We start from the raw sequence: 18,875 nt of genomic DNA, 5'->3' as shown, positions 1-18,875 counted from the left end.
ATATGAGAAAAGTAGTAGCTCAACCAGCTGAAAATAATCAAAAAATTTATAAAAAACTTTATGTCTTGGGCTCGCTTTCATAATATTATCTCTATTTAATATTTTACATAATAGGACTTTATCAGTATTAGATAAACATTTTTTGTAGTAACCCTTGTTTGCGTTGCTTTAATAATTCAATCTTTGAAACCTGTTTCTCAACCAATTTATCTAATTCACTAAAAAATTCACCTATTTTTTGTTGTTCTGAGTACTGCGGTATACTAAATTTTAATGTATCCATAGCATTAAAATTTAGTGCGGGCATAGCTGATTGACTAGATAAAGATTTTATTTTAAAGTGACTTTTCTTTAATAAGAAATAGAAATATCTATTATCTACATCTTGTTTTTTTACAAATTTAAATAAATTATTAGCTATAACTCCTTCGTAACCCATTGATATCGTGCCCGCTGATGCTCCATACCGAATCATGATTAAATCTTTTCGATTTATTAAACCACTTTCTTTACGGTCTTTTATATATCTTTTTTTTGGATTTTCAGTAATATCTACTATTCTTATAAATCTTTTCATATTATTAGTTGGTATTTTATATTGATTTTCCACTGGTATCTGTTGCCCCTGTTGGTATTTATAGAGGTCTCCCAATTTTTTAATTTCCCATGCTGGATAATCTTTGCCATTCTCATCTTTAAATCGCAGTTCTTGAGAGAAAATCTTTTGCATATACCCTTTCTTTTGTTGCTCTAAAAGTTCAAGTTTCTCTTCTTCTAACTCAATCTGGCGGTCGAGTTTGCTAAAAAAATTACCAATTTTGTTTTGCTCTTCTATAGATGGTAATAATATAGGTATATTGCACAAATTGTTATATGTTAATTTAGCAGGCGCATTTCCCGTAACATAAGTTCTTAACTCTTTATAATTCAACGAGTTATTTAAAAAAATCAAATTATTCAATTCACTTTTCGCTACATGAGCATGATTATTAACCCAATATCTACCAGTAGCAATAAAACTACTTTCTTCAAAAGATCCCCATTTTGCGCCATCTTCGCCAATAAGTAATCTCCTCTCGTTATTAAATATGTAATCTTTAACATAATCAATTATTCCAGAAGCCCCATAATAAGGGTAATTACCAATTTCTCTGATGGTAGACGTTACTGGTTTACGTCTATTATTTTCAAACTCTAAAATGTCTTTTATTAACTTCTCTTCCCATTCGCCTTCAAACCCAGAAAATCTCAATTCTGGTATATTTTTCACTTCATTAGTCATGTTTATACACTCCTAATTCTTTAAGATACTCATTAATTTCTGCTTCAACATTAACGATTTCTTTATCAATATCTGACAATTGTCGTTGAACTAAATCTAAGTCAATCGGTTCTTCTTCTTCAAATGTATCGACATATCTTGGTATATTTAAGTTATAGTCATTGTCTTTGATTTCATCTAGGGATGCTACATAGCTAAATTTATCAATGGTTTCTCTATGACGATATGTTGTAACAATTTTATCAACGTCTTCATCAGTCAAATGATTTTGGTTTTTACCTTTTTCGAATGATTGTGAAGCATCAATGAATAATACATTATTACTGTCTTCTCGGCATTTTTTGAATACTAATATACTGGTTGGAATACTTGTCCCAAAGAATAGGTTTGCTGGTAATCCAATCACTGCATCTAAATAATTTTTTTCTTCAATTAAATATTTACGAATCGTTCCTTCTGCTGCCCCACGGAATAACACACCATGTGGTAAAACTACAGCCATTGTGCCATTATCATCTAAATAATGAATCATATGTTGAATGAAGGCAAAATCTGCTTTTGATTTAGGTGCTAGTTTGCCGTAACCGCTAAAGCGTTCGTCATCTAAGAATGATGGATCGGCACTCCATTTCGCACTGTAAGGCGGATTAGCTACTACCGCATCAAATTTTTCTCCTCTAAAAGCAGGATTTTCTAAGGTATCATCATTATCTATTTTAAAACGTGTATAATTTACATCATGTAGTAACATATTCATTCGTGCTAAGTTGAAGGTGGTATTATTATATTCTTGACCATAATAGAAGCGAACATCGGCTTCGCGTCCCACACGCAATAATAATGAACCAGAACCACATGTTGGGTCATAAACATTTTTTAAGTTCGGTTTATTCGTTGTCACAATTTTAGCTAAAATCTTAGAAACTTGTTGCGGCGTATAGAATTCTCCTGCTTTTTTACCTGCGTTAGCCGCAAATTGACCAATTAAATATTCATAAGCATCTCCTAACAGGTTCTGTTGCAAAGTTAAAAATCATGTAATATTTATACTGAAAAACGAAAAATAATTAATACTAACAAAACTCTTTACTGTTAAAACAATATTTGCTTTTATAGTTTTGTATAGATGTGCATATAATTTTAACTTTGCAACAGAACCTTTTCTTATATATCCCCTTAATACACGCTATTTTAACCGACAATTTTTCCAAAGTGTTGCATTTTCCAACGACGTAAAACTTTTAATGGTACCGAACGTGGGTATAACTTGTTACATTATCAAATGTAACATTTTAAATATGCTTAATTTGAGGTATCGATTTAATGTAATTGCTCACAAATCATCAACACACTACCCATACTTTAAGCGATATAAATTAATGAAATAGGGGGAAATGTCTTGGCAAAGCTATTATACAAACTAGGAAAATTTATAGCTAAGAACAAATGGCTAAGTGTTATAGGATGGCTTGTTATACTAGGTGTCATTATCACGCCATTAATGATAAACTCACCGAAGTTTGACAGTGACATCACTATGAACGGCCTTAAGTCATTAGACACAAACGATAAAATTAGTAAAGAATTTCATCAGGACAGTGAGAAAGCCTCGATGAAAATAGTCTTCCATTCTAATAAGAATGATGGACTCAATAATAAAGATACTAAGAAAGATATTGAAGATGCTTTAGACAATATCAGACAAAATGATGATTATATCCAAAATATCTCTAATCCATATGACAGTGGACAAGTTAATGATGAAGGCGATACTGCTATCGCTAATGTAAGTTATGTAGTTCCACAAACTGGATTAAAAGATTCTTCTAAACATATCATCGACAAAGAATTAAAAGATGTAACTGACAACCACAATGTGCAAATTGAAAAAACTCAAGGTGGCGCTATGAATGCTGAACCTGGTGGTACATCAGAAATTGTCGGTATTGTCGTAGCATTCGTAATCTTACTTATTACCTTTGGTTCACTTATCGCAGCTGGTATGCCAATTATTAGTGCAATCATCGGTTTAGGTTCAAGTGTTGGTATCATCGCATTATTAACATATATCTTTGATATTCCAAACTTCACTCTTACACTAGCTGTAATGATAGGTTTAGCTGTTGGTATTGACTACTCACTCTTTATTCTATTTAGATTTAAAGAACTTAAGAAAAAAGGTGTCGATACTGTAGAAGCTATCGCAACAGCAGTGGGTACAGCAGGTAGTGCTGTAATATTCGCTGGTCTTACAGTTATGATTGCTGTTTGTGGTTTATCACTTGTAGGAATCGACTTCTTAGCGGTTATGGGATTCGCTTCAGCGATTAGTGTGTTATTTGCGGTATTAGCAGCATTAACACTATTACCTGCCCTAATCAGTATCTTCCATAAAAGTATTAAAATTAAAGATAAACCATCTAAAAGTAAAGACCCTAAAGATCATCCTTGGGCAAAATTTATTGTTGGTAAGCCAGTTATCGCTGTTATTGTAAGTTTAATTATTTTAATTTTAGCTGCTATACCAGTCAGTGGCATGCGTTTAGGTATTCCAGATGATAGTTTAAAACCAACTGACTCATCAGAATACAAAGCCTATAAATTAATCTCAGATAATTTTGGCGAAGGTTATAACGGACAAATTGTCATGTTAGTAAATACAAAAGATGGTGGAAGTAAAAGCACTATCGAACGTGACTTAAATAATATGCGTAGCGATTTAGAAGACATTGATAATGTTGATACAGTTTCAAAAGCACAACTAACCGACAACAACAATTACGCATTATTCACAATCATTCCTGAAAAAGGACCGAACTCACAGTCAACAGAAAATCTAGTATATGATTTACGTGATTATCATAGCCAAGCGCAAGAAAAATATGACTATGGCACTGAAATTTCAGGACAAAGTGTTATTAACATCGATATGTCAGAAAAACTAAACAACGCTATTCCAGTATTTGCAGGCGTTATCGTTGTATTAGCATTCTTCTTATTAATGATTGTATTCCGTTCAATCTTAGTTCCATTAAAAGCAGTACTAGGCTTTATCCTTTCATTAATGGCTACACTAGGTTTCACAACATTAGTCATTCAACATGGCTTTATGGGTAGCTTATTTGGTATTGAAAACACAGGACCATTACTTGCATTCCTTCCAGTAATCACAATTGGATTGTTATTCGGACTTGCCATCGACTACGAGCTCTTCTTAATGACACGTGTACATGAAGAATACAGTAAGACTGGCGACAATGATCATTCAATCCGTGTAGGTATCAAAGAAAGTGGACCTGTTATCGTAGCTGCTGCACTTATTATGTTCAGTGTATTCATCGCATTCGTCTTCCAAGATGACAGTGCAATTAAGTCAATGGGTATCGCATTAGGTTTCGGTGTGTTATTCGACGCATTCGTCGTACGTATGACATTAATTCCAGCATTGACGAAACTCTTTGGTAAAGCTTCATGGTACCTTCCTAAATGGTTAGGTGCAGTATTGCCAAACGTTGACGTTGAAGGTAAAGCTTTAGAAGAAGATAAACATCACGACACATCTTCTGAAAAAGGTCATGTCAACGATAAAAATAATGAATACGCTAGACAAGACAAAGATAACTATGTTTATCAAAATGACAAACGTAACCACAATCGCAATTATAATGACGAAGATTATAACCGTTCTGTGCATTTAGATAATCATCATGACCAGCATCATCGCCAACATCATTATGATAATCAACGTGATGATATCGACTATGAATCACTTTATACTCAAGATGGCGACCATACTCATCATGATGAACGTAATTATAATGATCGACACTATCAAGACAATTACGATAGTAACGATGATTATCGTCATAACAATCATGATCATCAAAATGATAACCATGATTATCATGATTCAAATTTCGATAAAACAACAAACTTATACAAAGAATTAACTGATAGCAATATTGATCAAGATGTATTGTTCAAAGCATTAATGTTATACGCTCGTGAAAACAACAAAGGTGTTTACGATAGATATAACCGATCATCTCAACATCGTCATGATGACGAGCTTAGAGACTAATATTAAAAAGGAGGAAACACGTTATGTTAAAACGACGTAGTTCGAAATTCTTAGGACTACTAGCTACACTAGCCTTAGCCATAGTGCTAAGTGCTTGTGGTAATAGTGGTAGCAGTAGTGGTTCATCAGACGATAGTCAAACATCACTTGGTAATAAAGAAATCGAAATACCTTATATCGCGAGTGATAATTCAACACCACGTTCACTAGTTATAGCAGAAGTATTGAAAAAAGCAGGTTATGATGTAACAACTACACCAGTAACAGCAAGTGGCCCGTTATATGCTGCTGTATCAGAGAACTCTGATTCATTCCATGAATCAGGTATCTTCCCTACTACTGATAAAAGTTACTATGATAAGTTCAAAAGTAAATTAACAATTTATGATGATAAACATTTAATTGATAACGCAAAAGTAGGTTTAGCCGTGCCTAAGTACGTGCAAGATGTCGACTCAATTAGTGACTTAAAAAACAGTGACTTCGGAAAATCTGTAGATTGGACAATTCAAGGCACAGACGCACGTAATGGCGTTATGCAAGAAACTAAAGATGAACTTGATAGTGACAACTTGGATAAATATAGCTTGAAAGAAAGTTCTGACCAAGACCAATTCAAGAAAATTCAATCTGCTTTTAAACAACAAGAACCTATCGTCTTCACAGCAATGGAACCTAGCTGGTTCTCTAAAGAATTAGACGTTAAAATGTTGAAAGATCCAGACAACATTTATGGTAATAATAATCAACATATTGACTTAGTATTTAACAAAGACTTTAAAGAAGCACATCCAGCTGCATACACAATTGCAACACGTATGGCAGATGATTGGAGTAAATCTGACGAAGACAAATTAGCTAAAAAAATCTTTGTTGATAACAAAAATCCAGAACAAGTAGCTAAAGACTATGTAGATGATAATGATAATAAAGTAGATGAATGGTTAGAAGGTATTGAGACTAACTAATTACAAAGTTAAGAAAGACAAATAAAGAATATGCTCGTTTGGTGTAGCATATTTAAAACTCATAATGCAAATTTACAGTAGCAAATCGAGTTGAGAAGGCGCTTAAGACAAACTCTTCTCAATCGTAGCTATTATTGCGAGGGGGTGAAACTAAACTCAGTTTCGCTCCCACTTTTTTATATCGCTCCTATAGTATTAAACGTTTCAAATAACTTATTTACTCTTTTTTTATAAACAAATTTAAACGTAGTATCAGTTATTATGTTTGGAAAAATCAACTTTATTGTGATAAATTACTCTTATTACGTCAGGCTATCTGACTAGATTAAATAAATAGGAGAATCAGATAATGCCGTCAGCAAATCAAAAGCGCATGATTAAACATATTCATGAAACAGTGTTTATACTTTTACATGATTATCATTTTGATGAAATCACGGTTCAAAAAATATGTGATATTGCAGAAATCAACCGCAGTACGTTCTACAGATACTTCCAAGATAAATATGAATTACTCTACACTTTACCTGACTTTATTACACAACAAATTATAGCTAAAGGTGACACATCAGCAGACATTACAACCCCTGAATCATTTGAAGACTTTATCTATTACATTGGTAATAATAAAAAGATTTTTAAGCATCTATTAGTTTCGTCTCGACAGGCAGATGTATTTAGAAGTTTAACGAATGTGAGTCGCGAAATGATGTTAAATAACTCAACTCGTAAGCGTAACCCCTTAGCGCAAAAGATTAGAGAAAGTAAACATCCTGAAATTGTAGCTGACTTTTACAGTAGTGGTGTAATAGAAGTACTACGACGTTGGGTAGAAAATGACTATAACTATACAGTTGAAGAAGTGTTTGAAACATTAAATAATGTGCTTGAAACATCATTATATTGTTATGATAAATAAAAGCAATCTCACATAAATTAAGAGTGAGATTGCTTTTTTGTCATTTGCGTTTTTTAACGTCTACTGTCTTATAAACCATAAAAATACTATTAGCTATGATTAATAATGCTAGAATGACCATTGGCCAAATACCTATATTAATCATATTAAATATGATTCTGTTGCAAAGTTGAATTTATAGTATAATTTTAATAAAAAGGAGTCTTTTGTATGAACTATTTCAGATATAAACAATTTAACAAGGATGTTATCATTGTAGCCGTTGGCTACTATCTAAGATATGCATTGAGTTATCGTGATATATCTGAAATATTAAGGGAACGTGGTGTAAACGTTCATCATTCAACGGTCTACCGTTGAGTTCAAGAATATGTCCCGATTTTATATCAAATTTGGAAGAAAAAGCATAAAAAAGCTTATTACAAATGGTGTATTGATGAGACGTACATCAAAATAAAAAGAAAATGGAATTATTTATATCGTGCCATTGATGCAGAGAGACATACATTAGATATTTGGTTGCGTAAGCAACAAGATAATCATTCAGCATATGTATTTATCAAACGTCTCATTAAACAATTTGGTAAACCTCAAAAGGTAATTACAGATCAGGCGCCTTCAACGAAGGTAGCAATGGCTAAAGTAATTAAAGCTTTTAAACTTAAACCTGACTGTCATTGTACATCGAAATATCTGAATAACCTCATTGAGCAAGATCACCGTCATATTAAAGTAAGAAAGACAAGGTATCAAAGTATCAATACAGCAAAGAATACTTTAAAAGGTATTGAATGTATTTACGCTCTATATAAAAAGAACCGCAGGTCTCTTCAGATCTACGGATTTTCGCCATGCCACGAAATTAGCATCATGCTAGCAAGTTAAGCGAACACTGACATGATAAATTAGTGGTTAGCTATATTTTTTACTTTGCAACAGAACCACCCAGTTCATTAGAAATTCATGAATAGTGATTAATCCATACCATCAGGAATTTTATACAGTAATACATCTATCAATACAAAATGTGCATGAGTCTCCATCCATTAATAAAAATTCAACCTGCACTTATGAAAAAGTGCAGGTTGGCCTGCATTCACATTATTGCTTTGTATTCAACATATGTGTAGCATGTCCCATCACACCTTCTGCTGCTTCCATAAGTGTCTCTGGTAAGGTAGGATGAGCATGAATCGTAAGGCTAAGATCTTCCGCATTTGCCCCAGCCTCAATCGCAAAAACAGCCTCTGCAATCAGAGAGGATACCTCTGGTCCAACCATCTGTACTCCTAACACTCTTTTCGTATTCTTTTCGGCTACAACTTGTACAAAGCCATCTGCATCCGAGACAGATAACGCCCTAGCATTTGCTTGGAATGGAAAACGACTGGATACTGTTTCGTATCCTTTTTCCTTTGCTTCCTTCTCTGTTAAACCTGTATAGGCTACTTCAGGATCGCTGAAGATAACAAAAGGCATCGCTTGAAAATCAATCACACTATTTTGACCACTGATCACTTCGGCTGCTATCTTTGCTTCATAACTAGCTTTATGAGCAAGGAGGTCACCACCAGCACAATCCCCTATTGCATAAACATGTTCAATGTTTGTTTGACATTTGTTATTTATCTTAATAAATCCTTGGTCGTCTAATACTACTCCGATATTTTCCAGACCAATTTTACCTGTGTTTGGTTTTCTCCCAATAGAAACTAAGCAATAATCACCTTGAATAATTTCTTCCTTTCCATCAACTTGAACATGGACGTTAACTTCATCGCCTGTATTTTCTCCACCTTGAACAAGGGCATCCGTTATAACAGTGATTCCAATTTCCTTTAAATGACGTTTTACTGTTTTTGTTAGGATAGGATCTGTCCCGGACAAAATTGTATCCGATCCCTCAAGGATGGTCACTTTTGCCCCAAACTTTGCATAAGCAGTACCTAACTCTAAACCGATATAACCACCACCTACCACAACTAAATGATTGGGTACTTCCTGTAGTTGCAATGCCTCCGTTGAAGAAATGATTCTTTTTTGATCAAATGGCATACTTTTTAACTCGACTGGCAAAGAACCTATTGCAAGAATTAAATCTTTGTAGGAAAAAATCTGTTCCTCGTCCTCTATTTTTATTTTTGCAATATGTGCTTCAGTGAGATAGGCTTCCCCACTGATGACCTCTACACCATTTCCTTTTAACAAGGTGCGAATCCCATCTGTTAGCTTGTTCACGATTCCGTCCTTCCACTTTACTACTTCTGGCATATCAACTTGAACCTCACCCGAAACCTTAAGCCCCATTGTATTGGCATGTTTAATGTGTTTGACTCGTTCAGATGCACTAATAAGAGCTTTTGAAGGGATACACCCTCGATTAAGGCAAACTCCTCCTAACTCCGCCTTATCAACCAGTACCACCTTTTTTCCTAACTGGGCAGCACGTATTGCCGCCACATAACCTCCAGACCCTGCTCCTATCACTAAAAGGTCTACATCTTTTTTCACTTCTCCAGTCATCCTAGATTCCTCCTTTGATAAGTAACTATAATTACTATTTGTACTCAAGAATATAGTTGTGTAATATGTGTCTAACCTTTTTCTTATTTTCACCTATTTTTCTTCTCTTATTAGACAATTTATAAAAAATAATCTACATTTTGATTAAAAGGGCTTTCTAAATGGAAAGCCCTTTTTACTCTTACTCTTTCACTCGCATAAGTCGTAAACTGTTCAACGCTACAAGAAGAGTTGCACCCATATCTGAAAGAATCGCAATCCAGAGTGTTAACCAACCTGGAATAACCAATAATAAGGCAATAAATTTAATAGCAATTGCAAAAGTAATGTTAGCTTTTATTATGTTTAGCGCTTTTCGACTTAGTTTTACCGTAAACGGAAGTTTTCTTAAATCATCTCCCATTAGTGCAACGTCCGCCGTTTCTAATGCTGTATCAGTACCAGCTCCACCCATTGCAATTCCAACAGTGGAAGCTGCCAATGCAGGTGCATCATTGACACCATCGCCAATCATAGCTACGTTGTTGTATTCCGATTTCAATTGTTTAATATAATCCAATTTATCCTGAGGCATTAATTCAGCCTGAACTTCTTTTACTCCGACATGACTTCCAATGGCATTCGCAGTACCTTTATTATCACCGGTAAGCATAATTGTATTTTTGATGCCAAGTTGATGTAGTTTTTGAATGACTTCTTTACTTGATTCATGTACTTCATCTGCTACTGCAATAATAGCTAGTATTTCTTTGTCAGTTCCAACAACCATAGCAGTTTTCCCTTGATTTTGAAGAGTTGCAACTTTTTTCTCTAAATTCTTATCAAAACTAGAGTTTGACAGTTCCTTAAATAGTTTTGGACTTCCAATATAATAGGTCGTTCCGTCTACAGTACCCTTAATTCCTTTTCCTGTAATGGAAGAGAAGTCATCTACCACAACATCTGAATAAGAAATATTCGCCTCTTCTGCTCTTTTCATGATTGCTGATGCAAGAGGGTGCTGAGAACGATACTCTAATGCAGTAATGATGGATAGCATTTCATTTTCATCTACCTGTTTGTTCAACACATTGAAGTCAGTTACAACAGGGACACCTTTTGTCAAAGTACCTGTTTTATCGAAAGCAATGGCCTTTAAGGCACCCATTTCTTCTAAATAAACGCCACCTTTTATTAGGACACCCTTTTTCGCTGCATTTCCAATTGCTGAAACAATCGAAATCGGGGTGGAAATAACCAACGCACATGGACAACCAACGACTAAAACAGCTAAACCTTGATAAACCCATGTTTCCCAACTAGCCCCAAAGAATAATGGTGGAACTACAGCAACTAACGCAGCTATGATCATGATGATCGGAGTATAATATTTCGCAAATTTTTCTACAAAGGCTTGAGATGATGCTCGTTCTCCCTGTGCTTCCTCTACAAGATGAATAATTTTTGAAATGGTTGTATCTTCTACTAATTTAGTTATTTCTACTTCAAGTAATCCTTCTTCATTTAGAGTACCTGCAAATACTTCATCATCAACCGCTTTTTCAACAGGGACTGACTCACCTGTAATGGCAGCTTGATTAACAGCAGAGTACCCACTTACAACCATCCCGTCCATGGCAATCTTTTGACCAGGTTTGACAATCATAATATCTCCAACTGCAATATCATCTACATGAACCATCATTTCTTGACCTTTTCGTCTAACAAGTGCCTCTTTAGGTGCAATATCCATTAATGATCGAATTGATTGTCTCGCTTTATCCATAGAAAATCGTTCTAGAGCTTCACTAATTGCAAAGAGTATGACAACAACAGAAACTTCTGCCCATTTTCCTATAATCGCACCACCTATAACTGCAACAGTCATAAGTGTTTTCATGTCAAATTCAAAGCGTAACAAGTTTTGGAAACCAACTTTAAAAAGCGATAATCCTCCTATTAACATCGATGCTACAAATAATAATGTAGTAACAATGTTCTCATCCCCATTAACAAAGACTGAAAGATATCCGAAAACAATCAATAAGGTCGAATAGAGTAAAGTACTGTGCTTTTTATAGAATGGCACTTTTTCTTCTTTTTCATCCTCTTTTTCCTGGTTAATCTCTTGTGTAGCTTGCCGTACAGGTTTTTCAGAGGCCACTTTAAGATTCTCAAAAGCACCTGCTTTTTCTAATTCTTCAATCGTTGCTTCTCCGTAAACGGAAATTTTGGATGCTCCAAAAGGTTCTGTTGCAAAGTTGAATTTATAGTATAATTTTAACAAAAAGGAGTCTTCTGTATGAACTATTTCAGATATAAACAATTTAACAAAGATGTTATCACTGTAGCCGTTGGCTACTATCTAAGATATGCATTGAGTTATCGTGATATATCTGAAATATTAAGGGAACGTGGTGTAAACGTTCATCATTCAACAGTCTACCGTTGGGTTCAAGAATATGCCCCAATTTTGTATCAAATTTGGAAGAAAAAGCATAAAAAAGCTTATTACAAATGGCGTATTGATGAGACGTACATCAAAATAAAAGGAAAATGGAGCTATTTATATCGTGCCATTGATGCAGAGGGACATACATTAGATATTTGGTTGCGTAAGCAACGAGATAATCATTCAGCATATGCGTTTATCAAACGTCTCATTAAACAATTTGGTAAACCTCAAAAGGTAATTACAGATCAGGCACCTTCAACGAAAGTAGCAATAGCTAAAGTAATTAAAGCTTTTAAACTTAAACCTGACTGTCATTGTACATCGAAATATCTGAATAACCTCATTGAGCAAGATCACCGTCATATTAAAGTAAGAAAGACAAGATATCAAAGTATCAATACGGCAAAGAATACTTTAAAAGGTATTGAATGTATTTACGCTCTATATAAAAAGAACCGCAGATCTCTTCAGATCTACGGATTTTCGCCATGCCACGAAATTAGGGATATGTTAGCCAGTTAAGGGAACAACGACATGATAAAATGGTAGTTAGCTATATTTTTCTAACTTTGCAACAGAACCCCATTTAGAACCTCATTGATTTCATATATTAAGTTGGTACTCATATAACCTCTCCATACATCGATTTTTAATATATATCTTTATGATAATGGAGTTTATATTATAAATACACCCAGAATGTTCAATTCACTTAACCTTTTCTATTAAAATTACAACTAAATATAATAGATCTATCAAAAACCTCATCATTTATGATATGCTTCGCCTCTCATAATCTTAAATGCTCGATACACTTGTTCGATTAAGACGACGCGCATCATTTGGTGTGGGAAGGTCATTTTACTGAATGAGAGTGCGTAGTTGCTACGATTTAAGACGTCTTGATGGAGTCCGTTTGATCCCCCAATGACGAAGACGAAGTCGCTTTGTCCTTGTGTCATACGTTGTTGTAGTTCTTTAGCTAAACCTTCCGATGACAACATTTTACCTTGTATTTCTAATGTAATAACGGTGGCTTGTGGTTTAATTTTGGCTAATAATCGTTGTCCTTCTTTTTCTTTGACTTGTTCAATCTCTTTGTCGCTCATAGTTTCAGGTGCTTTTTCATCCGGTACTTCAATCATCTCAATTTTAGAATATGCACCGAGTCTTTTTTCATATTCAGCAATCGCTTGTTTCCAGTATTTTTCTTTTAATTTGCCGACAGCTAAAATAGTAATCTTCATTATAGTCCTCCGTGTTGATAATAGTTATTCGACTTATCCACAAGTTATCAACTTGTTAACAGAATTCCCTCTAATTATAACAGTAATGTATATAAATTCTGTGGAAAATTTGAGATTTATCTACAAAAATTCTCATTTATACACCATTTTTGTGGATAAGTCTGTGTATAATGTGAGTATTTCTATGTGTATTATTCACAATAGTGGATAACTTTCTTCAGATTTGGGGATAACTTCACGACCGTCTTTTATATTTATTCACATATTCTAAGTAAATCACTCTAATTATCCACTTTTTAATGAATATTCATGTATAGTCCAAATTGTTAGATCATATCTTTAATTTTTCCAAAAAAAGAGCTTAATAAAAACCTCATATTTCCTCAAGGTTTTCATTAAGCTTCATACTTTTTTTCAATTTTATAACGTGTAAATCGGTGTCGCTTGTGCTTTATCTGTGTCACATAATAATACTTCTTTTTCAGTATCGATATCACGTTCATTTAATACTTGTCCAACGCTCATTCGTGCTAAATCTTTCATATTATTATCACGAGATAAATGTGAAAGATAGATACGTTTCGTATTACCTGTAATCACATCCGCCATCGCATGTCCTGCATCTTCATTTGACACATGTCCCATATCACTTAAAATACGCTGTTTCGTCTTCCAAGGATAACGACACATGCGTAACATATCCACATCATGATTACTTTCAAACATAAATGCGTCACTACCTTGAATCATACCTTTCATTCGGTCTGACACATAGCCAGTATCTGTAATCATCGTAAATTTCTTATAGTTATTATGGAAAATGTAAAATTGTGGATCAATCGCATCATGAGAGACATTAAATGATTCTATATCAAAACCTGCAATAGATTTTGTTTCATATGGATTGAAAATAAATTTTTGGTCCATCGGAATTTTATCGTCTTTTTTCTCAATCGCTTTCCAAGTTTTTTCATTCGCATACACGGGTAAACCATATCGACGTGCAATGACGCCAAGTCCTTTAATATGGTCACTATGTTCATGTGTCACTAGGATGCCATTCAGATTCTTCATATCTCTATCAATCTGACTAAATAAATCTTCCATCTTTTTACCCGTAAGACCGACATCTACTAATAGACTGCCTTTCTCACTTTCTACATAAGTCGCGTTTCCTGTACTACCGCTTGCTAATACGCTCATTCGAATCAAGATGGTTCATCCTTTCTCATTATCTTAAATTTTAATTATTTAGAGTGCCTTCAGTCTAATTATTTTATATTTACTTTTTTTCTAAAAAAATATAGTTTCGAACCTGTATCTTTGTTCGAAACTTTCCGCTCTAAAAGTACTTTTATATTATACTATACCAACCTGTAACTAGAAATTCCAATTCTCTGTTTATATTAAATATGTAAGAGCAAAACAACGGTCAAATTCGAACGCCATTTTGCTCTATTTAAAATGAATCCCTTTTCTAGTTATCAATCACTTTAGGATTGACTGAAGTGGCTTCAACATAATATTTTTTCGTTTCTTCTTTACCTTTATGTTTCACTTTGATTTCCCAGTTTGCTTGTAGTAATTGAACATTGGTTTCTCTTACTACTGAGTAATATCCTAATCTTGCATCTAATACTTCATCGCCAGCTTTTAAGTAACGATTGAAATACAAGCTTTCAATTGCTTTACGCGGTGTAATGACTTGCTTCTTAGGATTATTGTCACCTTTTGCAGGTTCAATTTTACTCATTAATGTTTGTTTATACATTGTCGCTTTACCATCGTCTATATTAAAACGAAGGCGTGCTTTATTGTTATTAAGCAATGGGTATCCATCATATGTTTGTTCATAGGTAACTGTATTTGAATTAATATCGCCAAGTTGATAGACCTTACCATTATAAATATGATTGATAATGTAATCTTTTAAATCACTAAGATTACGATCACTTACATTTACAGTATTGTCTACATCACCGCTTAATGTGAAACCAGAATCACTTGTTTCTAATGAAGATTTATTTTCAGCGTATGATTTAAAGTTTTTAGAAGTAGCAGTAATCATTTGCATCTTCGTACCACTTACATCTTTATTTAATACATCTGTCGATACTTTAATCTCTTCTTGCTGGAAGTTTACTTCATTATCACTTTCAGTTTCATTAATTTGCGATTTAGTCACCTTATTAATATAAATCAGAATGAGAAAGATATTGACTAGAACAAACACGAAAATAAACAATGTTTTGGTTAGTTTCCAGTTCATTTATTCAAGCCTCCCATCCTGATATACATACCATTCACCATCATACTCAACATACCACGTTGGAATAAACTCACTATTGCGTTGTACTTCGATGTCATCTTTATCTGGCTTATCATCTTCTTTGTAGCCAACGATAATATTCGATATTTTTTCAAAATCAATGTTATGATTGTTCGCAAGTGACGCACGCACAGTTTCCAAACTATCTAGTGATGTCGTTGCACCTTCTAAAGGCACGCTTGAACGTAGAAGGGCACGTTTATAGTCATAAATTCCTTTTTCTCCCCAAGTCACGTTAATTTCATTTAACTGCTGGTCATTAAACGTAGGATGTCCATTGAGGAATAATTGATAGGTTAATTCTCCTGACATATTATCCGTATCGAACAGACGGAAATCATCGTTAAAGAAACCACCATGATTATTAATATATTCGAATGTACTTGGGATGGAGGTATCCATATCTTTCGAACCTGATTCATCTTCCGATAAGTTTTTATAATGGTACTTTTTACTGTCATCATTATAGTTTGCGACGCCAGTATTATTATTATATGTGGTTGAACCACTTTTTCCGCTTCGAATAATGACAGAATCATCAAATAAAATTGAGTTCATCGTTTCGACTGAAATCGTATCATATACCATACGATATGAGCGTAGGTCTTTTGGATGTTTCGGCGCAAAAATATGCGTTGCTTTATCAATCGTCGTCTTATTCGTAATCACTTCCGAATAGGTTTCCATATCTTTTTCTAAATGATGAATGGTTTTAGTAAATGGTGTTGCCTTAGCATCTATCGTCACTTTCATGACTTGTTGATGATGTTTACTCAGCGCATATAATTCTAAATCACCCTTAGGATTTTTATCAATTAAAATCCGATTAAAACTAAAATGTTTAGGAATTTTAGCAGAGTTATTAAGTACTTGACCTAAATAGGTTGTTAATGGCATATCATACGTAAAATCCAACACGACAAAATCATGGTCTAATATCGGAGTTTGCAAGTTATATCCTTTTTGCATCAATTCTACTTTACTCACTTCATGATTCTTGAGTGGATCAATAACTTGAGCGAGTTGAGATCTTGATGGTGTCAATCCTTTTACTTTATCTCCTTTAACTGACACAACTTGATAAGGTGAAATCACTGTGTCCATCTTTGCTGCTAAAGGTTTACCAATGGTTTTAGTGTTATTTTTTTTACTATCCGCGCTGTCTAAATTATTTAAATCTGGAGTAAAGTTCCAAATCATATACGTAAGGACAATACTCATCATGACTAAAAGAAAAAGGATAACTGATTTAATATGTTCCTTACTGTTCATCCCAATCACCGTCGTCTATCACTTCACATGGAAGTGTAATAAATATCGATGTTCCTTGTCCTTCAACACTGTTTGCCCAGATACGACCATTATGTGCTTCGACAATTTCTTTTGAAATGGCCAGTCCAAGACCCGTACCACCCATTTTACGTGTACGTGCTTTATCTACGCGGTAGAAGCGATCAAAGATTTTATCTACTTTATTAATTGGAATACCGATGCCATTATCTTTAATACGAATGGTCATTCGATTATAAAGTGCATTTTGTTTCACGTGGAACTCGACACGTTTATCTCCACGAGAATATTTCATCGCATTCGTAATGACGTTATCAAATACTTGTGTCATCTTATCTGGATCTATTTCTGTGAAAATCGTTTCATTTGGAATTTCACGTACAAACGTTGTATCTTTCGCTGCCATTTCATGTCGATTAATAATTTTATTAATAAACATATTAAAGTCGACAATTTCTTTTGTAATTTGTTCTGTCTCATTATCCATTTTAGATAATTGAAGTAAGTCATTTACCAGTCGAATCATACGTTCTGTTTCTTCACGTGTGACTGAAAGGAACGATGGCGCAAGATTTTCATCCTTCCAAGCGCCTTCTTCAAGTGCTTCAATATAACTGTTCATTGATGTTAATGGCGTACGTAATTCGTGTGATACATTGGCAACGAATTCGCGACGTTCACGTTCTACTTGTTGTTGCTCTGTAACATCGTGTAATACGGCGATATAACCATTAACAAATCCTGTATCTTGTACAATCGTGCTAAAGTTGACACGTGCAATAATACCTTCTTCTTCGTTCATATCAATTAAGATACTATCATTATTCTCTTGAATTTCTTCTAATGAAAAATCGCCTTCTATTTTTAAAACATTTAGCATGTAATAACCAATGAGGTCTTCTTTCGCCATACCTAACATTTTAATCGCCATATCATTCACAATGCGAATACGACCACGTCGATCCGTCGCAATGATACCATCACTCATATGTGTGATGACAGAATCGAGTCGACGTTTTTCACTTTCTGTATTCGCTTGGGCTTCTTGTACACGTTTAGAAAGATTATTAAACGCAAGCGCAAGTTCACCAATTTCGTCATTGCCATAAATCTTAACACGCTGTGTATAATTCCCTTTCGACATTTCAACTGTTTGATTACGCATATCTGTAATCGGTCGCGTAATCGTTCGCGCAATAAAGAAACCGAGTATGACCGTGATAAATAAGGAAATAGCCGTACCAATAATAAAGATTTGGTTAATATTGTTAAGCTGGTTATATACATCATTAATATTTGACTCTATGTAAATATTACCGATCACATCATTACTATTCTTAACTGGTAAGTTGTAAATCCAAATCCGTTCTTTACCATTACCATAGTCTTTTAAGACATTATGACTATTTGCTTCGCCAAGAGAGATTGCTTTTTGAACAGAATTATCATTCACTTTTTGATTAATTAAGCTATGTGATGATAACTTCGCTGTAGCCATTATAATTTGGTCTTTATCAATAAAGCGGATTTCTTCAATCTCTTGTCGGTTAGCGTATTCATTCAGTAGCGATTGAACTTCCTTTTGTGCATTTGAAGGATTGTCTTTATAAATACGCTCAATATTGACTTCGAGTTGTGTCGCATATTGTTTAATATTCTTCATGAAATTATTTGTTAATTCTTTTTCTAAACTATTAGTGAAATACAGACCAATAATCTGCATTCCAATAATAATCAGTAAGACATAAACAATAACGAGTTTTGTGTGAAGGGATTGGAGTTGTTTCAGCCACTTCATCGTT

Annotated in this window: 11 protein-coding genes and 3 pseudogenes; 5 read left to right on the top strand and 9 right to left on the bottom strand. The window is 34.1% G+C overall.

Annotation, left to right across the window (positions count from 1 at the left end; translation table 11 throughout):
- Positions 1-127: 127 nt before the first annotated feature.
- Positions 128-1,282, bottom strand: coding sequence for a restriction endonuclease subunit S (locus NSU06_RS00165; protein ID WP_167805881.1), 1,155 nt, complete (start codon positions 1,280-1,282; stop codon positions 128-130).
- Positions 1,275-2,294: pseudogene (locus NSU06_RS00160) on the bottom strand (type I restriction-modification system subunit M); the annotation flags it as partial. The gene NSU06_RS00165 and the pseudogene NSU06_RS00160, both read right to left, overlap by 8 nt.
- Before the next feature lie 387 nt (positions 2,295-2,681).
- Here NSU06_RS00160 and NSU06_RS00155 point away from each other — a divergent pair.
- The 4 genes and pseudogenes from NSU06_RS00155 to NSU06_RS00140 all read left to right on the top strand — a co-directional run bounded on the left by NSU06_RS00155 (position 2,682) and on the right by NSU06_RS00140 (position 8,135).
- Positions 2,682-5,363, top strand: coding sequence for an MMPL family transporter (locus NSU06_RS00155; RefSeq protein ID WP_002484615.1), 2,682 nt, complete (start codon positions 2,682-2,684; stop codon positions 5,361-5,363).
- 23 nt (positions 5,364-5,386) lie between these two features.
- Entirely contained in the window at positions 5,387-6,331 is a 945-nt protein-coding gene (locus NSU06_RS00150; RefSeq protein ID WP_002484621.1) for a glycine betaine ABC transporter substrate-binding protein, read from the top strand.
- Positions 6,332-6,680: 349 nt separating this feature from the next.
- Positions 6,681-7,250 carry a TetR/AcrR family transcriptional regulator gene (locus NSU06_RS00145; RefSeq protein WP_002504079.1) on the top strand — a complete coding sequence of 190 codons (570 nt, stop codon included), beginning with the start codon at positions 6,681-6,683 and terminating at the stop codon, positions 7,248-7,250.
- A gap of 210 nt (positions 7,251-7,460) precedes the next feature.
- A pseudogene (locus NSU06_RS00140) lies at positions 7,461-8,135 on the top strand (IS6 family transposase).
- A gap of 216 nt (positions 8,136-8,351) precedes the next feature.
- Here the strand turns inward: NSU06_RS00140 and lpdA are convergent.
- Both lpdA and NSU06_RS00130 read right to left on the bottom strand, forming a co-directional pair.
- Positions 8,352-9,773, bottom strand: coding sequence for a dihydrolipoyl dehydrogenase (gene lpdA / locus NSU06_RS00135; protein WP_340778953.1), 1,422 nt, complete (start codon positions 9,771-9,773; stop codon positions 8,352-8,354).
- A 181-nt stretch (positions 9,774-9,954) separates the two neighbouring features.
- Positions 9,955-11,997 (bottom strand): annotated as a pseudogene (locus tag NSU06_RS00130) (heavy metal translocating P-type ATPase); the annotation flags it as partial.
- Between the two features lie 57 nt (positions 11,998-12,054).
- Here NSU06_RS00130 and NSU06_RS00125 point away from each other — a divergent pair.
- Positions 12,055-12,729 (top strand): IS6-like element IS257 family transposase, encoded by a 675-nt coding sequence (locus tag NSU06_RS00125; RefSeq protein WP_001105984.1) that lies wholly within the window; start codon positions 12,055-12,057, stop codon positions 12,727-12,729.
- 245 nt (positions 12,730-12,974) lie between these two features.
- Here the strand turns inward: NSU06_RS00125 and rlmH are convergent, their stop codons facing one another.
- The 5 genes from rlmH to walK form a co-directional block, all read right to left on the bottom strand.
- Positions 12,975-13,454 carry a 23S rRNA (pseudouridine(1915)-N(3))-methyltransferase RlmH gene (rlmH, locus tag NSU06_RS00120; protein ID WP_048760983.1) on the bottom strand — a complete coding sequence of 160 codons (480 nt, stop codon included), beginning with the start codon at positions 13,452-13,454 and terminating at the stop codon, positions 12,975-12,977.
- Positions 13,455-13,874: 420 nt separating this feature from the next.
- Entirely contained in the window at positions 13,875-14,657 is a 783-nt protein-coding gene (locus NSU06_RS00115; RefSeq protein ID WP_100442533.1) for an MBL fold metallo-hydrolase, read from the bottom strand.
- Positions 14,658-14,931: 274 nt separating this feature from the next.
- Positions 14,932-15,723, bottom strand: coding sequence for a two-component system regulatory protein YycI (locus tag NSU06_RS00110; protein ID WP_242275404.1), 792 nt, complete (start codon positions 15,721-15,723; stop codon positions 14,932-14,934).
- Positions 15,724-17,055, bottom strand: coding sequence for a YycH family regulatory protein (locus tag NSU06_RS00105; protein ID WP_242275402.1), 1,332 nt, complete (start codon positions 17,053-17,055; stop codon positions 15,724-15,726).
- A complete protein-coding gene (gene walK / locus NSU06_RS00100; protein ID WP_070672757.1) occupies positions 17,045-18,871 on the bottom strand; it encodes a cell wall metabolism sensor histidine kinase WalK in 1,827 nt (608 codons plus the stop codon). Before walK ends, NSU06_RS00105 begins: the two co-directional genes overlap by 11 nt.
- Positions 18,872-18,875: the final 4 nt, after the last annotated feature.

It is taken from the genome of Staphylococcus sp. FSL W8-1270 (assembly GCF_038007165.1).
GTDB lineage: Bacteria > Bacillota > Bacilli > Staphylococcales > Staphylococcaceae > Staphylococcus > Staphylococcus hominis.
The sequence above is the reverse complement of the archived record's forward strand: the minus strand, read 5'-3'. Positions and strand labels throughout refer to the sequence as shown.